The 17,329-nt window shown below is 65.3% G+C and carries 17 protein-coding genes; 9 read left to right on the top strand and 8 right to left on the bottom strand.

What is annotated here, in order from left to right:
- The first annotated feature begins 141 nt into the window (after window positions 1-141).
- The 4 genes from kdpF to NU1_RS24855 are packed head-to-tail and all read left to right on the top strand — an operon-like array spanning window position 142 to window position 4,937.
- On the top strand, window positions 142-228 hold the full coding sequence (gene kdpF / locus NU1_RS43410; RefSeq protein WP_245720307.1) for a K(+)-transporting ATPase subunit F: 87 nt from the start codon (window positions 142-144) through the stop codon (window positions 226-228).
- The gene (gene kdpA, locus NU1_RS24865; RefSeq protein WP_067524785.1) at window positions 229-1,899 is read left to right on the top strand and encodes a potassium-transporting ATPase subunit KdpA; all 1,671 of its coding nucleotides are present in this window, start codon (window positions 229-231) and stop codon (window positions 1,897-1,899) included. It abuts the gene before it with no gap.
- A gap of 1 nt (window position 1,900) precedes the next feature.
- Complete coding sequence (gene kdpB / locus NU1_RS24860) at window positions 1,901-4,045, top strand: potassium-transporting ATPase subunit KdpB (RefSeq protein ID WP_067524784.1); 2,145 nt, start codon at window positions 1,901-1,903, stop codon at window positions 4,043-4,045.
- Window position 4,046: 1 nt separating this feature from the next.
- A complete protein-coding gene (locus NU1_RS24855; protein WP_067524782.1) occupies window positions 4,047-4,937 on the top strand; it encodes a potassium-transporting ATPase subunit C in 891 nt (296 codons plus the stop codon).
- On the opposite strand, the gene NU1_RS24850 is transcribed toward NU1_RS24855, so the two are convergent.
- Window positions 4,924-5,373, bottom strand: coding sequence for a PaaI family thioesterase (locus tag NU1_RS24850; protein WP_067525041.1), 450 nt, complete (start codon window positions 5,371-5,373; stop codon window positions 4,924-4,926). The two genes, NU1_RS24855 and NU1_RS24850, sit on opposite strands and share 14 nt — an antisense overlap.
- A gap of 95 nt (window positions 5,374-5,468) precedes the next feature.
- Here NU1_RS24850 and NU1_RS24845 point away from each other — a divergent pair, with 95 nt between their 5' ends.
- Window positions 5,469-6,047 carry a TetR/AcrR family transcriptional regulator gene (locus NU1_RS24845; RefSeq protein WP_067524778.1) on the top strand — a complete coding sequence of 193 codons (579 nt, stop codon included), beginning with the start codon at window positions 5,469-5,471 and terminating at the stop codon, window positions 6,045-6,047.
- Here NU1_RS24845 and NU1_RS24840 read toward each other — a convergent pair.
- The 3 genes from NU1_RS24840 to NU1_RS24830 form a co-directional block, all read right to left on the bottom strand.
- A complete protein-coding gene (locus NU1_RS24840; protein ID WP_084521776.1) occupies window positions 6,028-8,112 on the bottom strand; it encodes an acyltransferase family protein in 2,085 nt (694 codons plus the stop codon). The genes NU1_RS24845 and NU1_RS24840 overlap by 20 nt on opposite strands.
- Before the next feature lie 85 nt (window positions 8,113-8,197).
- Window positions 8,198-9,481 (bottom strand): ArsB/NhaD family transporter, encoded by a 1,284-nt coding sequence (locus tag NU1_RS24835; protein WP_067524776.1) that lies wholly within the window; start codon window positions 9,479-9,481, stop codon window positions 8,198-8,200.
- A gap of 19 nt (window positions 9,482-9,500) precedes the next feature.
- Window positions 9,501-9,959, bottom strand: a complete 459-nt coding sequence (locus NU1_RS24830; RefSeq protein WP_067524775.1) for a CBS domain-containing protein — start codon at window positions 9,957-9,959, stop codon at window positions 9,501-9,503.
- 179 nt (window positions 9,960-10,138) lie between these two features.
- Between NU1_RS24830 and NU1_RS24825 the strand changes: the two genes are divergently transcribed.
- Together NU1_RS24825 and NU1_RS24820 are read left to right on the top strand one after the other, a co-directional pair.
- Window positions 10,139-11,506 (top strand): dihydrolipoyl dehydrogenase family protein, encoded by a 1,368-nt coding sequence (locus tag NU1_RS24825; protein WP_067524774.1) that lies wholly within the window; start codon window positions 10,139-10,141, stop codon window positions 11,504-11,506.
- The gene (locus tag NU1_RS24820; RefSeq protein WP_067524772.1) at window positions 11,506-11,961 is read left to right on the top strand and encodes a nitroreductase family deazaflavin-dependent oxidoreductase; all 456 of its coding nucleotides are present in this window, start codon (window positions 11,506-11,508) and stop codon (window positions 11,959-11,961) included. Before NU1_RS24825 ends, NU1_RS24820 begins: the two co-directional genes overlap by 1 nt.
- On the opposite strand, the gene NU1_RS24815 is transcribed toward NU1_RS24820, so the two are convergent.
- The 3 genes from NU1_RS24815 to NU1_RS24805 all read right to left on the bottom strand — a co-directional run bounded on the left by NU1_RS24815 (window position 11,955) and on the right by NU1_RS24805 (window position 14,871).
- Window positions 11,955-12,395: a carboxymuconolactone decarboxylase family protein gene (locus NU1_RS24815; RefSeq protein WP_212761796.1), complete on the bottom strand. Its 441-nt coding sequence runs from the start codon at window positions 12,393-12,395 to the stop codon at window positions 11,955-11,957. The genes NU1_RS24820 and NU1_RS24815 overlap by 7 nt on opposite strands.
- A 113-nt stretch (window positions 12,396-12,508) precedes the next feature.
- Complete coding sequence (locus NU1_RS24810) at window positions 12,509-13,636, bottom strand: acyl-CoA dehydrogenase family protein (RefSeq protein WP_067524770.1); 1,128 nt, start codon at window positions 13,634-13,636, stop codon at window positions 12,509-12,511.
- Window positions 13,637-13,638: 2 nt separating this feature from the next.
- Window positions 13,639-14,871: an acyl-CoA dehydrogenase family protein gene (locus NU1_RS24805; protein ID WP_067524767.1), complete on the bottom strand. Its 1,233-nt coding sequence runs from the start codon at window positions 14,869-14,871 to the stop codon at window positions 13,639-13,641.
- A 174-nt stretch (window positions 14,872-15,045) separates the two neighbouring features.
- Here NU1_RS24805 and NU1_RS24800 point away from each other — a divergent pair, with 174 nt between their 5' ends.
- Window positions 15,046-15,468: a DUF1707 SHOCT-like domain-containing protein gene (locus NU1_RS24800; protein WP_067524765.1), complete on the top strand. Its 423-nt coding sequence runs from the start codon at window positions 15,046-15,048 to the stop codon at window positions 15,466-15,468.
- A gap of 9 nt (window positions 15,469-15,477) precedes the next feature.
- Window positions 15,478-15,969 (top strand): hypothetical protein, encoded by a 492-nt coding sequence (locus NU1_RS24795; protein WP_067524763.1) that lies wholly within the window; start codon window positions 15,478-15,480, stop codon window positions 15,967-15,969.
- A gap of 443 nt (window positions 15,970-16,412) precedes the next feature.
- Here the strand turns inward: NU1_RS24795 and NU1_RS24790 are convergent.
- Window positions 16,413-17,329 (bottom strand): HNH endonuclease signature motif containing protein (locus NU1_RS24790; protein WP_157552993.1); only part of this gene is annotated, 917 nt, incomplete at its 5' end.

Raw genomic sequence — 17,329 nt, 5'->3', positions numbered from 1 at the left:
TGAGCGCTTGACTCACTCCGGCGCATCTCCGGTCGCGCCGCAGAGAGGAAGGTTTCAACTTATGTCCGTCGTGGTGTTCACGGTGCTGACGGTGGCGGTTTTCGCCTTGCTCGGCCTGATCCAACGCGGGGTAGAGCGGCTGTGACCCAGAACATTATCGGTCTGGTACTGGCTATCGGCATCGCCGTCTACCTGATCGCAGCGCTGCTGTTTCCGGAAAGGTTCTAGGTGAACACGACAACCGCGGGGATCGTCTTTCTGGCGTCCCTGGTCATCGCGCTGGCCCTGGTCCATATTCCGCTGGGCGACTACATGTACCGGGTTTACAACGGCACCAAGCATTCTCGCGTCGAGCGGCTGATCTATCGCCTGATCGGAGTGAAGCCCGGTGTCGAGCACAATTGGGCGGTCTACGCACGCAGCGTGCTCGCCTTCTCGGCGGTCGGCATCCTGTTCCTCTTCTTCTTTCAGCTGCTGCAGGGCAAACTGCCGCTGCACCTGAATGATCCGGGCACCGAGTTGACCCCGGAGCTGGCCTGGAACACCGCCGTCAGCTTCGTGACGAATACGAACTGGCAGAACTACAGCGGCGAATCCACCTATGGGCATCTGGTCCAGATGGGTGGTCTGGCGGTACAGAACTTCGTGTCCGCGGCCGTGGGTATGTCGGTCGCGATCGCGCTGGTGCGTGGCTTCGCCCGCACGCGCACCGGCGACCTCGGCAACTTCTGGGTGGATCTGGTGAGGGGAACCATCCGGATTCTGCTGCCGATCTCATTCCTGGCGGCCATCGTGCTGGTGGCCGGTGGCGCGGTACAGAATTTCGTCTTGAACGACCACGTGATCGATACCGTCACCGGTGCCCAGCAGACCCTGCCCGGTGGCCCGGTCGCCAGTCAGGAGGCCATCAAGGATCTCGGTACGAATGGTGGCGGCTTCTACAACGTCAACTCCTCCCATCCGTTCGAGAACCCGTCCACCTGGACGAACTGGCTCGAAATCTTCCTGCTGCTGGTGATCAGCTTCTCGTTGCCGCGCACCTTCGGTCGTATGGTGGGGAGCACGAAGCAGGGCTTCGCCATCGCGGCGGTCATGGGCACCATCGCAATGGTCAGCTGGTCGCTGACGATGTTCTTCCAGCTGCAGCATCACGGCACGGTGCCGACCGCTGTCGGCGCGTCGATGGAAGGCGTCGAACAGCGGTTCGGCGTGGCGAATTCGGCCGTTTTCGCGGCATCGACCACGCTGACCTCGACCGGGTCGGTGGATTCGTTCCACGACTCGTACACCAGCCTCGGCGGGGCCATGCTGCTGTTCAATATGCAGCTCGGTGAGGTCGCGCCGGGCGGTGTCGGTTCCGGTCTGTACGGCATGCTGATCCTCGCTGTCATAACGGTTTTCGTCGCCGGTCTAATGGTCGGCCGCACTCCGGAATACCTGGGCAAGAAGATCACTCCGCGTGAGATCAAGCTGGCCGCGGCCTACTTCTTGGTCAGCCCGCTGCTGGTGCTCATCGGCACCGCGTGTGCCATGGCGCTGCCCGGACAACGCGAGAGCATGCTGAACTCGGGACCGCACGGCTTATCGGAGGTGTTGTACGCCTTCACCTCCGCCGCCAATAACAATGGTTCGGCCTTCGCGGGTCTGACCGGCAATACCGAGTGGTTCAATACCGCACTCGGTCTGGCCATGGCCTTCGGCCGGTTCCTGCCGATGATCTTCGTTCTCGCACTGGCCGGTTCGCTGGCCCGACAGGGCACCACTCCCGAGTCGATCGGCACGCTCCCGACCCACCGGCCGCAGTTCGTCGGCATGGTCGTCGGCGTGACCGTCATCCTGGTCGCCCTCACCTTCCTGCCCGCGCTCGCGCTCGGGCCGCTCGCCGAAGGAATCCACTGACATGACTGCTCCCACTATTGAAAATGCCACTCCCGCAGGGGGATCGGCGCGTAAGGAGCGCGGACCCGGCGGGCTGATCGACCCGAAGATGATGCTGAAGTCGTTGCCGGACGCCTTCCGCAAACTCGACCCGCGCACCATGTGGCGCAACCCCGTCATGCTGATCGTCGAGATCGGGGCGGTATGGGCGACCATCCTGGCGCTGGCCGATCCCAGCTTCTTCGGCTGGGCCATTGTGGTCTGGCTGTGGCTGACCGTGCTGTTCGCCAACCTGGCCGAGGCCGTCGCCGAGGGGCGCGGTAAGGCGCAGGCCGATACGTTGCGTAAGGCCAAGACCGACACCGTCGCCCGGCGGCTGGTCGACTGGGCGCCCGGTGCCCGTGTGGTCGAGGAGCGGGTCGCCGCTCCGGACCTGCAACGCGGCGACCACGTGGTGGTCGAGGCCGGCCAGGTCATCCCCGGTGACGGTGATGTCGTGGAAGGTATTGCCTCCGTGGACGAATCGGCAATTACCGGTGAATCCGCACCGGTGATCCGGGAGTCCGGCGGCGATCGCTCGGCCGTCACCGGCGGCACCACGGTGCTGTCGGATCGCATTGTCGTGAAGATCACCCAGGAGCCGGGGGCGAGCTTCATCGACAAGATGATCGCGCTGGTCGAGGGCGCGAGTCGGCAGAAGACGCCGAACGAGATCGCGCTCAATATCCTGCTGGCCGCGCTCACCATCATCTTTGTCTTCTCGGTGGCGACACTGCAGCCATTGGCGATCTTCTCGAAAGCCAATAACCCTGGCGTGCCGGATAGTTCGGCGCTGGATGCGCACGGAATCACCGGCATCGTGATGGTGTCGCTACTGGTCTGCCTGATCCCGACCACCATCGGCGCACTACTGTCGGCCATCGGCATCGCCGGTATGGATCGGCTGGTGCAACGCAATGTGCTCGCCATGTCCGGTCGCGCGGTCGAGGCCGCCGGTGACGTGAACACCCTGCTGCTGGACAAGACCGGCACCATTACCCTCGGCAATCGGCAGGCCTCGGAATTTCTTCCCCTGCAAGGTATCTCGGAGGAAGAGCTGGCGAGTGCCGCGCAGCTGTCGAGTCTCGCCGACGAGACTCCGGAGGGTCGCTCCATTGTCGTCTACGCCAAACAGGCGTACGGGCTGCGCGAGCGCACCCCCGGTGAACTCACCCACGCGCACTGGGTGGAATTCACGGCCCAGACCCGCATGTCAGGTGTGGATCTCGGTACCCACTGGTTGCGGAAGGGCGCGGCCAGCGCGGTGACCGAATGGGTGCGGGGCCAGGGCGGCGAGGTGCCCGTGGAACTCGGCACGATCGTGGACGGTATCTCCGCCGCCGGTGGTACTCCGCTGGTCGTCGGCGAATTGGTGGACGGTCAGGCTCGGGTGCTCGGTGTCGTCCACCTCAAGGACGTGGTCAAGCAGGGTATGCGTGAGCGTTTCGACGAAATGCGCCGCATGGGAATTCGGACCGTCATGATCACCGGCGATAATCCGCTGACCGCCAAGGCCATTGCCGATGAGGCCGGTGTCGACGACTTCCTCGCCGAGGCCACGCCCGAAGACAAACTGGCGCTCATCAAGCGCGAGCAGGACGGCGGCCGCCTCGTCGCCATGACCGGTGACGGCACCAATGACGCGCCCGCGCTCGCACAGGCCGATGTGGGTGTCGCCATGAATACCGGCACCTCGGCGGCCAAAGAAGCCGGAAATATGGTCGATCTCGACTCCGATCCGACCAAGCTCATCGAGATCGTGGAGATCGGTAAGCAGCTGCTCATTACCCGCGGCGCGCTGACCACCTTCTCCATCGCCAATGACATCGCCAAGTACTTCGCGATCATTCCCGCGCTGTTCGTGGTGTTGTTCCCCGGCCTGGACGTCCTCAACATCATGCGTCTGACCAGTCCGCAGTCCGCGATCCTGTCGGCGGTCATCTTCAACGCGATCATTATCGTGGTGCTGATTCCGTTGGCGCTCAAGGGTGTTTCGTATCGTCCGGCGGCGGCGTCGAAGCTGTTGAGCCGCAATCTCGCCGTGTACGGCGTGGGCGGCATAATCGCGCCGTTCATCGGAATCAAACTCATCGACCTCGTGGTCCAATTCCTCCCCGGGATGTCCTGATATGCGTAAGTCAACCTGGATCCGGCAACATCTGGCGGCGCTGCGCGCGCTGCTGGTGCTCACGGTGATCACCGGAATCGTCTATCCCCTGGCGGTTTTCGCGGTCGCGCAAGTGCCCGGACTGAAAGACAGTGCCGATGGCTCGCTCATCGAAGCCGACGGAAAGACGGTGGGCTCCAGCCTGATCGGGCAGTCCTTCACCGATTCCGATGGCAAGGCTCTGGTGCAGTACTTCCAGAGCCGCCCCTCGGCGGCCGGCGACGGCTACGATCCGCTGTCCACCGGTGCCACCAACCTCGGCCCGGAGGACATGATCGATTCCGCCGACCGCCCCAGCCTGCTCACCATGGTGTGCGCGCGTAGCAGGGAGGTCGGCGAACTCGAGGGTGTGGACGGCCGCCGCGAGTTCTGCACCCCGGCCGGGGTCGGCGCGGTGCTGTCGGTCATCGGCCCGCGCGCGGCAGACGGCGAGGTCGATCACCCCGTCAAGGTGGTCAGCGTCAACGAACCGTGTGCGACCACGAAGAACCCGTTCCTGGCCGAGTACCGGGGTGTGCGGGTCGAATGCGCAGTCGCGGGCGAGGATTACGCCATCGGTCGGGTCGTCCCGATTCTCGGGAATGCGCCGCAGCGGGCCGCGGTGCCCGCCGACGCCGTCACCGCCAGCGCCAGCGGCCTGGACCCGCATATCTCCCCGGAGTACGCGGCCATCCAGGTGGCGCGAATCGCCAAGGCCCGCAGTGCTACCGAAGATCAGGTGCGCGCGGTAGTCGAGGCGCACACCGAAGGCCGCACCCTCGGGTTCCTCGGTGAGCCGCGCGTGAATGTCGTGGAACTCAATCTGGACCTCGATCAGCGGTATCCGTTCCGCGGTCTCGTCAGCGGAAGATGACGCAGGTGGTGGTGGCGTGGGCGACCAGGCGGCCCTGGTCGTCCACGACGCGGCCCTCGGCGGTGGCGGTGGTGCGGCCGACGTGGATGGTGGTGCCGGTGGCGGTGAGCTTGCGGCCGCTGGTGGGGACCGCGCGGATGTAATTGATCTTCAGTTCCAGGGTGGTGTAGCCGATACCCGCTTCGAGGGTGGTGTGGACGGCGCACCCCATGACCGAGTCGAGCAGGGTCGCGCAGATGCCGCCGTGGGTGGAACCCAGCGGATTGGCGAAGTCCGGGCGGGTCTCGAGGGTGAAGACGACATTGCCGTATTCGAGGGATTCGACCCCCATACCGAGCAGGTCGCCGATGAACGGCGGACGGTCGGGGAGATTCATGGCGGTCCGCAGTAGTTCCAGACCGGACAGCTTGCTGTAGTCGATCTCGGCGGTGGTCATGAATTTTCCATCCTTTCGGTGAACCGATCGGTCCACATCTGTCATGATTGGAACATGGACCGATCGGTTCACGCAAGGCAGTGTGAGGAGGCCCCGTGAGTGCCGGACCGCGTGACAGGCTGATCGAGAGCGCCATCGAACTGGTGCGGGAGCAGGGGGTGCACGGCACCGGACTGGCCGCGCTGCTCGACCGCAGCCGGGCCTCCCGCAATTCGCTGTATCAGCACTTCCCGGCGGGGAAGGGCGAACTGGTCGAGGAGGCGACGCGGGTGGCGGGGGAGCGCATGACGGCTGTTCTCGCCCGGATCACCGCGGTCGGGTCGGCGCGGCAGTGGCTCGAGCACCTGATCAACTGGTGGCGGAAGAATCTGGAGACCACCTCGTTCACCGCGGGCTGCCCGGTGGTCAGTGCGGCGCTGGCCGAATCCGAACCCCGGGTGCAGGCCGCCGCGGCCCACGCCTTCGAGGAGTGGACCGAGTTGGTAGCGAATGCGTTGTCTCGCGATGGAATTCCCGCCGACCGGGCGCGCTCGCTGGCAGGCTCGCTACTCAGTGCGATACAGGGCGCGGTCATTCAGGCGCGGGCGCTGAAATCCACCCGCCCGCTCGCCGACGTTCGCGATCAGCTCGCGGTGTTGCTGACAGAGCAGCCCGCTACCACCAGCCGAGAATAGGGTTCAGGTGCCTGCCCAATTCCGGTGCGAGAGACCGCGCGTAGCTCGCGGTGAAGTGGTGTTCGTCGTGGTAGACGAGGATATTGCCCTCGACGACCGCGCATACCTCCGGTTCGCAGACCGCGTTGCTGAGATCGAGGGTGTAGACCTGTGGGAAGTTCGCGGCGGGGGCCGCGGCCGGATCGACCGGTGACAGTGCGTCGGTGCGCTTCATCCCGCACTCGAAGCGGTCGCCGCCCGCGGCGAGGCAGTCGATGGCGCGGTAGCGGACGTCCCCGCGGCGCAACCACGGGGTGTCCCGAATGGCGAGGACATTGAGATCGCGGTTCGACAGCGCCGACCAGACATCGAGGTAGTCGTCGGGGGTTTCGTCGCCGCCGTCGGAGGCGGGACGGGTGCTGGTGGTGAAGACCCAGTCGGGGCGATCCTCGGCGAGGCGGTCGATGACCTCCTGCGACCAGTCGCGGCAGTCCGGAATGGGCAGACCCTTGTACATGGGCTCGGCGGCCACCGTGAGCGGGCAGCCCATCTTCAGGAAAACGGTGAGGCGGAAGTGGTGCGCCAAGGCCAACTCGTGGAGGGCCGGAACCCAGTGTTCGGCATGGGAATTGCCGACGACGGCAATGGTGCGCTCCGCGGTCGTATCGCCGTATTCGCAGGTGATGACCGCACGGGTATCGAAGTCGGAGATGCAGTTGTCCCGGGTGGGGTAGGAATTGTCGGCAGGCGCCTCCTGGATGGTCGGGCGCATTTCGGCCTGCGGTACCGGCGCGCCGTTGGCCAGCGCCTCCGCGCCCGGATAGCGGACCGGATCCAGATTGCCGACGGGCTGCTGCTTGCCGCCATTGATCACCTGCCAGACGGCGGTGCCCCCGATCAGCAGCAGGCCGACGGTCGATATCGCGAGGCCCATACGCAGCCGGTGTGAACGGGAGACGGTGGGTTCGGCGCGCATGCGCAGCGGCTCTTCGATGAACCGGTTGGTGGCGTAGGCAAGTAACAGGGACGCGGTGATGACCGCGATTCCGCCGACGAGACCCGCCGAGCGGATATTGCGTTCGCCGAGCATGAAAATGAGAATCGGCCAGTGCCACAGGTATAGGGAGTAGGCCAGCGATCCCAGCCGCACCGCCGGAGCGGTGCCGAGTAGTCGGCTCACCCACGGCTGTTCGGCCGCACCGGTATTCGCGCCCGCGGCGATCAGCGCGACGGTCGCACCCACCGGCAGCAATGCGTCCGGTCCCGGGAATCGGGCGGCACCGTCCACCAGCCAGCCGCAGGCGAGGACGGCGGCCAGACCCGCGATCGCGAGTACCGACCGCGCGATACGAGGCAGTGAGATGTACGGCGCGGCAATCGCCAGCAGCGCGCCCACCAGGGGCTCCCACGCTCGCGCGAAGGTGTCGTAGTAGTTCCACCCCTGCTGTGTCGAAACCCCCTGCGCGGCATAGATGAACGAGGCGATCGACAGCGCTCCGAACGTCCCTGCCACCGCCAGCGCCACCAGCCGGGTCCGCCCGAACCGTCGGCACCCCCACGCCACCGCCGCTACCGCCACCAGCATCACCAGGTACATCTGCCCCTGCACCGACATCGACCACAGATGTTGGAGCGGGCTCACCGCCGGATCGGCCGCCAGGTAGTTCGTCCAGGATGTCGCCAGGTACCAGTTCTGGTAATAGAACAGCGACGCCAGGGTCTGCGCGGACATATCCGACCAGCGCGTGTACGGCTGGAGCAGCACGGTCGCCACCGCTACCGCGGCCAGCACCACCACCATGGCGGGTAGTAGTCGCCGCAGCGTCCGCCGCAGCGTCGGGACCACCCCGACCGAGCCGGTGTCGGCGCGCCGCAGCAGCATGCCGGTGAAGAAGAATCCCGACAGGACCAGGAAGACATCCACGCCGCCCGATACCCGGCCGTACCAGATGTGGAAGATGACGACCAGGGCGATGGCGATACCGCGCAGACCGTCGAGGTCGTGTCGGTAGTCGACACGGCGCGCGGTGGCACCGCCCAGCTCGGCGGTGGGCGTGGTGGACGAAGAGGTGGATGACACAGGCATGGCGCGGCAATTCTCGTTCCAACACCCACCGTATGTGAAATCGCCACGCAGATCTTCGCCGTAATGTGCCGTTTCTCACGAATGATCAGGCAAATACGAAATATCGCAGCCACAGATACGGGGCGGCGACCGCCACCGTTATCACCGTGACCACAATGCCCTTCCGGGTGAATTCCCAGAATGAGATCGGGTTGTCGGCGCGGCGGGCGATACCGAGCATGACCACGTTGGCGCTGGCCCCGACGGCGGTGAGATTGCCGCCGAAGTCGGCTCCCAGGGCCAGCGCCCACCACAGGGTCTCGGAGTGCCGGCCCATACTCTCGCCCAGTTCGGACACCAGGGGGCTCATGGTCGCGACGTAGGGGATGTTGTCGACGATTCCGGACAGCAGTGCGGAGACGACCAGGATGAGCATGGTGGCCAGCAGGGCATTGCCATCGGTGGCATCGGTGGCCAGTCCGGCCAGGTGCGCGATGACGCCGGTCTTCACCAGTGCGCCGACCATGATGAACAATCCGGCGAAGAAGAGCAGCGTCTCCCATTCCACGGCCGAGAGGTAATCGCGTTGTGGCAGACCGGAAATCAGCACCAGGGCACCCGCGCCGAGCAGCGCCACCACGGATGGTTCGATATGGAATACGGAATGTCCGACGAATCCGATGAACACGGCAAAGAGCACGATTCCGGATTTCGTCAGTAGGCGCGGATCCCGAATCGCCTCCCGCTCATTGAGTGACATGACATCGGCCGCGCGCGCGGGATCGACCTCGAACGAGCCGCGGAACAACCACGGCAGCACCAGCGTGAACACCAGTAGCTCCAGCACCACGATCGGTGTCATGTGCACCAGGAAGTCGTTGAACGACAGGTCTGCTCGGCTGCCGATAATGATATTGGGCGGATCACCGATCAGGGTGGCCGCGCCGCCGATATTGGAGGCGAGGACCTCCGCGATCAGGAAGGGCGTCGGCGACACCTCGAGCCGTTCGCACACCAGCAGGGTGACCGGGGCGATGAGCAGCACTGTGGTCACATTGTCGAGGAAGGCCGAGGAGGCCGCGGTGATCAGCGTCAGCAGGATCATCACTCGCAGCGGAGAACCCTTGGCGCGCTTGGCCGCCCAGATCGCCACGTACTCGAATACGCCGGTCTGCCGCAGTATGCCGACGATAATCATCATGCCGAGCAGCAGGAAGACGACATTCCAGTCGACGCCGGTGTCGTGGGAGAAGAAGGCGTCGTCGGAACCGACCACCCCCAGCGCGAGCACAATCGCCGCGCCACCGAGTGCGGCGGTGGTCTTGTTGATGCGCTCCGAGGCGATGAGGCCGTAGGCGACGACGAATACCGCGACCGCGACGGCGGTCACGAGGTGCGCCCCGGCGACCTCAGCCCTGCGGCGACGAGTCCCGCAGCGCGGCCTCCAGCAATCGGGACGCCGTGACCACGCCCAATAGCCGCTTCCCGTCCAATACCGCGATGAGGGGTGAGCGGTACTGGGCCATCACCGCGGCCAGCTCGATAATGGTGTCGTCCGCCCTGGCGAACGGAATCTTGATGAACTTCTCCGGAATCACATCGCGCACCGTCTTGCCGCGCAGCTTGGATATCGCCTTGGCGCACATCGGCTCGTCGAGTACCCGCGCCAGCGACGGATCGTCCTGCACATACCTCGGGATGATGAACTGCACCACCTGCGCGGCGGGCAGCACCGCCTCCGGATATCCATCGGAGCCCGTGACCAGAATGCCGGGTAGGCGATGCTCCGCCAGCATCCTGGCCGCGTCCAGCGCACCGGAGTCCATGGACACCATGGGGAATTCCTCGGCCATCTGAGCGGCATGCATACCTGCAGGATACGACGTCTCCTCGCGCGGTCACCGCAGCAGAATACGCCAAGATCAAAATAGCGTGGGCGACCGAAACTCCCAGCTAGGAGGTTGTGGTCCGGGTCGCGACCCGCACCGCTGGCGTGTCGACCTATCGTTGAGTCGGCAGCGAATCAGCACCGGCGAAAGAGGTGTGCATGACAGTCGAGGAAGTGGACGCGGTCGTAATCGGTCTGGGACCCGGTGGTGAGGACGCGGCGACACGACTGGCCAAAGCCGGACTGTCGGTGATCGGTGTCGAAGGCCGCCTGGTGGGCGGCGAATGTCCCTACTACGCCTGCATTCCCACGAAGATGATGGTCCGCGCGGCCGGGGTGGTGGCCGAAGCGCGGCGGATGGACGCCCTGGCCGGATCGGCGACGGTTCGCCACGATTGGCGCCCGGTCGCCACTCGTATTCGCGACGAGGCCACCGACAACTGGAATGACGCCGCCGCGGTGGAGCGGTTCGAGAAGGCCGGGGGCCGGTTCGTGCGCGGGTGGGGCCGGATCAGCGCTCCGGGGGAGGTGACCGTCGATACCGCCGATGGGCCGAGGGTTTTTCGGGCCGAGCGGGCAATCGTGCTCAATCCCGGTACCGCCCCGGTGGTGCCGGCTATCCCCGGTCTGGCCGATACGCCGTACTGGACCAACCGCGACGCGGTGGCGGCCACCGAGGCGCCCGAATCCATGATCGTGCTCGGTGGCGGGCCGGTGGCATGCGAGTTCGCCCAGGTGTTCGCGCGCTTCGGCACGGCGGTGACCATGCTGGTGCGCAGCCGCATGGTGCCGCGCGATGAACCGGAGGCGGCGGAACTGCTAGCGGAAGTATTCGCGGCGCAGGGGATCAGGGTCCGCACCGGTATCACGCCGAATCGGGTGGACCACGACGGCGTGCGATTCATCGTCCACACCGACGACGATGTGCATTACGCCCAGCACATGCTCGTCGCCACCGGACGCCACACCGATCTGTCCGGACTCGGTGTCGGCGCAATCGGATTGGATGAGAAGGCCAAGGGTATCGAGGTCGACGACCATATGCGCGCCGCCGAAAAAGTCTGGGCTATAGGCGATGTCACCGGCAAGGGCGCGTTCACCCACGTGTCGATGTATCAGGCCCGGATTGCCGCGAACGATATCCTCGGCGACATAACGGAATCCGGTGAGTATCACGCCGTGCCGCGGGTTACCTTCACCGATCCCGAGGTCGGTGCGGTGGGCATGACCGAGGCGCAGGCGCGCGAGGCGGGACTGTCGGTGCGGGTCGGTCGCACCGACATCGCGGCCTCGACGCGCGGTTGGATTCACAAGGTCGGCAATCAGGGCTTCATCAAACTCATCGAGGACGCCGATCGGGGCATCCTGGTGGGCGCGACCTCGGTCGGGCCGTGCGGTGGTGAGGTGCTCAGCGCCTTGGCCGTCGCCGTGCACGCGGAGGTTCCGGTGCGCACGCTGCGCCGAATGATCTACGCGTATCCCACCTTTCATCGGGCCATAGAAACAGCGCTGGAGGATCTGTCGTGATGTCCGGTCTGGGTGCGAAGCTGCTCCGGACGCGCTGGTTCGTCCGAGCCCCGATCGGACTGTTCCGGGCGCGACTCGGATTCCTGTTCGGCGGACGGGTGCTGCTGTTGGAACATATCGGCCGCACATCGGGGGAGTCGCGGTACGTGGCCCTCGAAGCGGTTTCCCGGCCGGATCCGCATACCGTAATCCTGGCCTCGGGGTTCGGGACGACGTCGCAGTGGTACCGGAACCTGCAATCGAATCCGAAGTGCTGGGTGAGCATCGGATTCGAGTATCGGGTTCCGGCCACCGCGACCACGATGTCGTCGGCGGACGCCAAAGTTGTTCTCGCCGAATACGAACAGGTACACCCGGCGGCGTACCGGGAACTGAGCGGTGTCATCGAACAGGCGACCGGTCAGAGCATCGATACCGTGCCGCTGGTGGAGCTGACACTCGAGGCAGGTCAGTAACCGCCGGGCTGTAGGCGCAGCGGGACACCGATCCGATTCCACAGGTTGATCTGCGCGGTCATGGCGACCAGGCCGGCGAGCTGGCCTTCGCCGAAGTGTTTCTCGGCGGCGGCCCAGATCTCGTCGGATACGCCGTGCGGTCCGAGTTCGGTTGCCGCCTCGGCATATTCGAGCGCGGCCTTCTCGGTCTCGGTGAACAGCGTCGATTCCCGCCAGGCGTTCAGGTGGAAGATGCGCTGTTCGGACTCGCCCTCTTTGCGGGCCTCGACGGTATGCATATCGATGCAGAAGAGGCAGCCGTTGATCTGGGAGACGCGGATTTTCACCAGCTCCAAGATCACTGGGTCGAGCGGGCCCTTCCGGATAGCCATTTCGGCCGTCGCCCACGCCTTGTAGACCTCAGGCGCGATCCGCGGCAGATTCAAGCGCGACATGTGCTCGTCCTTTCTCCGGTGCCCGTTGTTGGGCACACCACTTGGACGAGACAGCGGTCGACGGCGTGACGGGTTGCGACTGTGCGCCTCGTCACGCCGTCGATCCGGCGGAACTACGGCCGGGTGAGGGCCGCGTAGCGCGCCACGTGATAGTCGGTGCTGCCGTATTCGTTCTGCACAGCGGTGAGGCGTTTGAAGAGATGGCCGATGGCCAGTTCCTCGGTCATCCCCATGGCACCGTGCAATTGCACACCCTCCTGGCCGATACGACGGGCGGCGCGGCCGATGGTGGCCTTGGCGGCGGAGGCCGCCTTGGCGCGCTCGGCCGGGTCGGCGTCGAGCTTGAGGGTCACCAGATACGTGGCGGCAACGGCCTGTTCGAGCTCCAGGAGCATATCCACCATGCGATGCTGCAGCGCCTGGAAACTGGCGATCGGGACACCGAACTGCTGGCGTTGCTTGGTGTAGTCGACGGTATCGCCCAAGACCTTGCGCATAGCGCCGACCGCTTCGGCGCAGACGGCGGCAATGGCCTCGTCCAGGGTGGCGGTCACCGCGTCGGCGGCGTCGTCGAGGAGTAGCGCGTCGGCGGGCAGGCGCAGACCTGTGAAGGTCAGGTCGGCGGCGGGGCGCTCGTCGATGGTGCGGTAGGTGTCCACGGTGATTCCGGCGGCCAGGTTGGCGGCATCGAAATCCACTACGAACAGCGCGATCTCACCGCTCTCCTGGCGGGCGGTGACGAGCAGATGGGTGGCGATGGGCGCGGTGGTCACCACGATTTTGCTGCCATCGAGCACCCAGCCGTCGCCGTCACGGGCAGCGGTGGTGAAAACATGCTGGTAGTCGTACCCGGCATGCGGTTCCAGCGCGGCGAAGGCGGTGATCACCTCACCGGCCGCGATGCCGGACAGCAGATCCTCGGCCCGCTTGCCGCCCGCGCGCTGGAGCAGCCCGCCACCCACGACGACGGTGTCGATATACGGTTCCACCACGAGAGCGCCGCCGAGTGCCTCGGCAATGATCATGGTCTCGACCGGTCCGCCGCCGATCCCGCCCACCGATTCCGGCAGGCTGGCACCGAGAATGCCGACTTCCTCGGCCAGCTTGCGCCAGATCTCCGGCTGCCAGCCCGCACCGAGACGGGCGGCGGCGCGGCTGCTTTCGAGGTCGTAGCGCGCCGCCAGGAACTCCGTGACAGTGGTACGGAGCATGTCCTGCTCAGGAGTGAAATTGAAGTCCATGTCTACAGTCCCAGCGTGGCTTTGGCGATGATGTTGCGCTGAATCTCGTTGCTACCGGCGTAGATCGAGCCCGCCCGGTCATTGAAGTACCGCAGCGGCGCGACCGCCTGCCACTCCGCTCCGGAGACGAAACCGTCTGCGGGCGGGGTGAAATCGGCGATCGGGCCGCCGGGCATGGTGGCGTGCGGCTGGTAGGCGCGGCCACGCGGACCGGCGGCCTCAAGAGCCAGTTCGGTGAGTACCTGACTCAGCTCGGTACCCAGAATCTTGATGGTGGAGGCGGCCGGACCGGGATCCTTACCACTGGAAACCAGTGCCAGCGTGCGGTATTCGAGGATCTCCAGCACATCCGCGCGAATGCGGGCATCGGCGAGTTTGGCGGCGAATGCCGGATCGTCGATCAGCGCACCACCATTCGGGCCCGTCTGGGTCTTGGCGGCCTGTGCCAATTCCTCGGCCATCACCTGCAGTGTGGGGGCTGCCGCACCGCCGCCGCGCTCGAAGTTCAGCAGGAACTTGGCAACCGTCCAGCCATCGTCGATCTTGCCGAGCACATTCGCCTTCGGTACCCGCACCTGATCGAAGAAGACCTGGTTCTGCACCTGCTCGCCGGAAGTCATGACCAGCGGGCGGATTTCGATGCCCGGGGTGCGCATATCGATGAGGACGAAGGTGATGCCCTGCTGCTTCTTCGCCTGCTTGGAGGTACGTACCAGGGCGAAGATCCAGTTCGCCTCGGTGGCGTGGGTGGTCCAGATCTTGGAGCCGGTGACGACCAGATCGTCGCCGTCGTCGACCGCGGCCATGGACAGGGAAGCCAGGTCGGAACCAGCCTCCGGCTCCGAATAGCCCTGACAGAAGAACACCTCGCCGGTCAGGATATTGGGCAGGAAGTAGTTCTTCTGCTCCTCGGTGCCGAACGCCATGATGGCGTGCGAGACCATGCGGATACCCATGGGAGAGAGGTTCGGCGCGCCCGCGAGGGTGCATTCGCGGCCGAAGATGTAGTGCTGGGTAAGGCTCCACTTGCAGCCGCCGTACTTCACCGGCCAGGCGGGAGCGGCCCAGCCACGCTCATGCAGGATGTGCTGCCACTCCATGCTGGCTTCGTGATCGGGGTAGACGCTCGTCGCCAACTGCCCGGCGCGGCGAAGATCAGGGGTTAACTTTTCGTCGAGGAACTGGCGCACCTCGTCACGAAAGGCCAGATCGTCAGGCGACCAGTCGAGATCCACGATGACTCCTTGTGCGAGAACTTGTCCTAACCATCTCACCCATCACCCCTGCTGGCAAATGTGCTGGCACCTGCCTTCACTTGAGTTCTCCGAGTGTCGACATTGACATTCCACTGTGGAGGTTTATGCTTAGTCCTACATTCCACATTGGAATATCTTGAGAGGACTCGAGACATGGACATCGCGACCGGCACCCGCGCCTCCGACGCCGAACGTGCACACGTTGTAGAACAGCTCGGTCGCCATATGGCCGAGGGGCGCATCAACCTGACCGAATACGACGAGCGCGTGGCACAGGTCTACGCCACACCCACCCGTGACGCGCTGGCCTTGGTGCTGTCGGACCTGCCGAAACTGTCGAAAACCGCTGTTATGTCGAAGCCTTCGCGGGTGCCGATCTGGCAGCGGATCGAAGGTGGCGCCTGGCTCGGCGTCGGTGTGCTGTGCCTGTTCATCTGGGGCATGGTCTCGCTGGGTGTGGGGGGACTGACGTACTTCTGGCCGTTCTGGGTCATCGTGCCGTGGGGTGCGGTGCTGGTGTTCCGGATGCTCACCGGATGGGAATCCGGTTCGTACAAGCACCATCGAGCCATGTAGGAGCTCGTCATGTCGGGATACGCGACGCTGCTGACCTTCCATATCGTGACCGGCGCAGTCGGGCTGCTGCTCGGGCCGGTGCTCATGTGGGCTGATGCTCACAGATGGCGGCGGGCAGGCGATCTCGGCTTTCTCTATCTGGGAATGGTTGTTGCTGTAGGCGTTTCGGCGATCATCATGGTCGTAGTTCGACGCGACGAGCTGTGGTGGCTGATCCCGGTGTCCGTGCTAACTGTCGGCTTGGCGAGTCTCGGCCGGTATGCGGTGGGGCGGGCCGGGGGTTGGAGTCATGCCTATGTCCATGGGCTCGGCGGGTCCTACATCGCGTTGGTCACTGCGACTGTGGTGGTGAGTTATGCGATTGATGGGCCGTTGTATGGGGGTGCGCAGTTGATTGCCTGGTTGGGGCCTACTGCGGTGGGGACGCCGTTGTTGGAGGTTTGGCGGCGGGGGGTGTGGGTGGAGGGGGGTCGGAGGTTTGTTGCCGGGAGGGCTTCGTAGTGGTGGGGGCTGGAATGTTGCGGTGTGGGGGTGGTCTTTTATGGGGATTGAGGGGGGGGAGTTGGTGCTTGTTCGGGGGAGGTGGTGGTGTTGGAAACCAGATCCGTTCGGGGGTCGCGGTTCGCTGGCAAGATTAAAAGATGAAGAGCATGAAGTGTGGTTGCGTTGGGTGTCTTTCCTGACCTTCGCTGACGCGACTTGGGAGCCGTGGTCTTGCGTTCCAGCCGGGGGACTGCACGGATGCTGATTTCGAGATTTTGATGAAGAGCTGCGTGCGGAAACTGTTGTCGCGCTGGGGGGAGACCCCCTGTTCGGTCACCGATCAGGGTTGGCCGATCGGGGTGTGTGGTGGGAGGCGTGTTTACGCGCGGGGGTGCTCCGCTGTGCGGTCGCGGGCCGGTCGTGCGGATTACGGGCTGCGCTGTGCGGCCGCGGTGGTGCGGTTACGCGCGAAGTTGCTCCGCTGCGCGATCGCGATCGCGATCGCGGGTGCGGTCGGTGCGGTGGCGGGAGAGCATGCCCGACAGGACTCGTTCGGGGTGGTGGCGCAGGTTCACGCGTGGTCGCCGTGCGCGGTCGATCGTGCGGGGTGGTTGCCACCCTGTGCGGCCCGGATGAGCGGAGTCGGGGCCGAGTTTGATTGTGGCCCAGCCGCCGTCGGTGTCGTTGATCAACGAATGGCAGGCGTCGCAGGCGAAGGTGAGGTTCTCGATGTCGGTCGGTCCGTCCTTGGACCAGTCGACGACGTGGTGGACCGCGCACATGGTCGCGGGTGCGTCACAGCCGGGGCGGGTGCAGCCGCGTTCGGCGGCGGTGAGGCTGTAGCGGATCCATTTGTTGGCCAGGCGGGCTTTGCCCAGATGCAGTGGCATGCCGTGGGGGTCGAAGATCGCCAACAGGGGTGCGGCGTGGGTCTTCTGCGCCAGCTGCAGTGCTTCCGGCACTGAGACGGTGCCACCGGAGGCGGTGGTCACGACGCCGGTTTTCTTCTCCAGGTCGGTGACGCTCATGGTGAGGATGACCGAGACCGGCAACCCCCGGTGGGTGCCGAGGGATTCCGGCCCGCCACCGGCGGACAGGAATGCCAGCAGGGCGTCGTGGTTGCGTTGCCCGACCGTGCGGGTATCACGCGCGGCGGCGGCCTCCAAGCGGGTGGTATCGACGCACTCGTCGGTGGCGGTGGGGCTTTCGGTGTCGGCAGGATTGCACATGCCCGGGCGTGCCCATTTGGCGAGGATCATGTCGATCACCGCGCGCAGGGTGGGGTCGAGGAAGCCCTTGATCTCCGACATCCCGTCCGGGCGTTGCGGGCACACCACCACCTCGCGCATGCGTTGGCGGTCGGCGTCGTTGGTGAGGG

It is taken from the genome of Nocardia uniformis NBRC 13702, assembly GCF_001613345.1.
GTDB lineage: Bacteria > Actinomycetota > Actinomycetes > Mycobacteriales > Mycobacteriaceae > Nocardia > Nocardia uniformis.
Note: the sequence above shows the minus strand (reverse complement) of the source record. Positions and strands in the feature narration are given on the sequence as shown.

Excerpts from the sequence above, each read along its gene's own strand:
- kdpB (WP_067524784.1), top strand. The coding sequence starts at position 1,901 with ATGACTGCTCCCACTATTGAAAATGCCACTCCCGCAGGGGGATCGGCG.
- NU1_RS24855 (WP_067524782.1), top strand. The coding sequence starts at position 4,047 with ATGCGTAAGTCAACCTGGATCCGGCAACATCTGGCGGCGCTGCGCGCG.
- NU1_RS24850 (WP_067525041.1), bottom strand. The coding sequence starts at position 5,373 with ATGACCACCGCCGAGATCGACTACAGCAAGCTGTCCGGTCTGGAACTA.
- NU1_RS24840 (WP_084521776.1), bottom strand. The coding sequence starts at position 8,112 with ATGCCTGTGTCATCCACCTCTTCGTCCACCACGCCCACCGCCGAGCTG.
- NU1_RS24830 (WP_067524775.1), bottom strand. The coding sequence starts at position 9,959 with ATGCATGCCGCTCAGATGGCCGAGGAATTCCCCATGGTGTCCATGGAC.
- NU1_RS24825 (WP_067524774.1), top strand. The coding sequence starts at position 10,139 with ATGACAGTCGAGGAAGTGGACGCGGTCGTAATCGGTCTGGGACCCGGT.
- NU1_RS24820 (WP_067524772.1), top strand. The coding sequence starts at position 11,506 with ATGTCCGGTCTGGGTGCGAAGCTGCTCCGGACGCGCTGGTTCGTCCGA.
- NU1_RS24815 (WP_212761796.1), bottom strand. The coding sequence starts at position 12,395 with ATGTCGCGCTTGAATCTGCCGCGGATCGCGCCTGAGGTCTACAAGGCG.
- NU1_RS24810 (WP_067524770.1), bottom strand. The coding sequence starts at position 13,636 with ATGGACTTCAATTTCACTCCTGAGCAGGACATGCTCCGTACCACTGTC.
- NU1_RS24800 (WP_067524765.1), top strand. The coding sequence starts at position 15,046 with ATGGACATCGCGACCGGCACCCGCGCCTCCGACGCCGAACGTGCACAC.
- NU1_RS24795 (WP_067524763.1), top strand. The coding sequence starts at position 15,478 with ATGTCGGGATACGCGACGCTGCTGACCTTCCATATCGTGACCGGCGCA.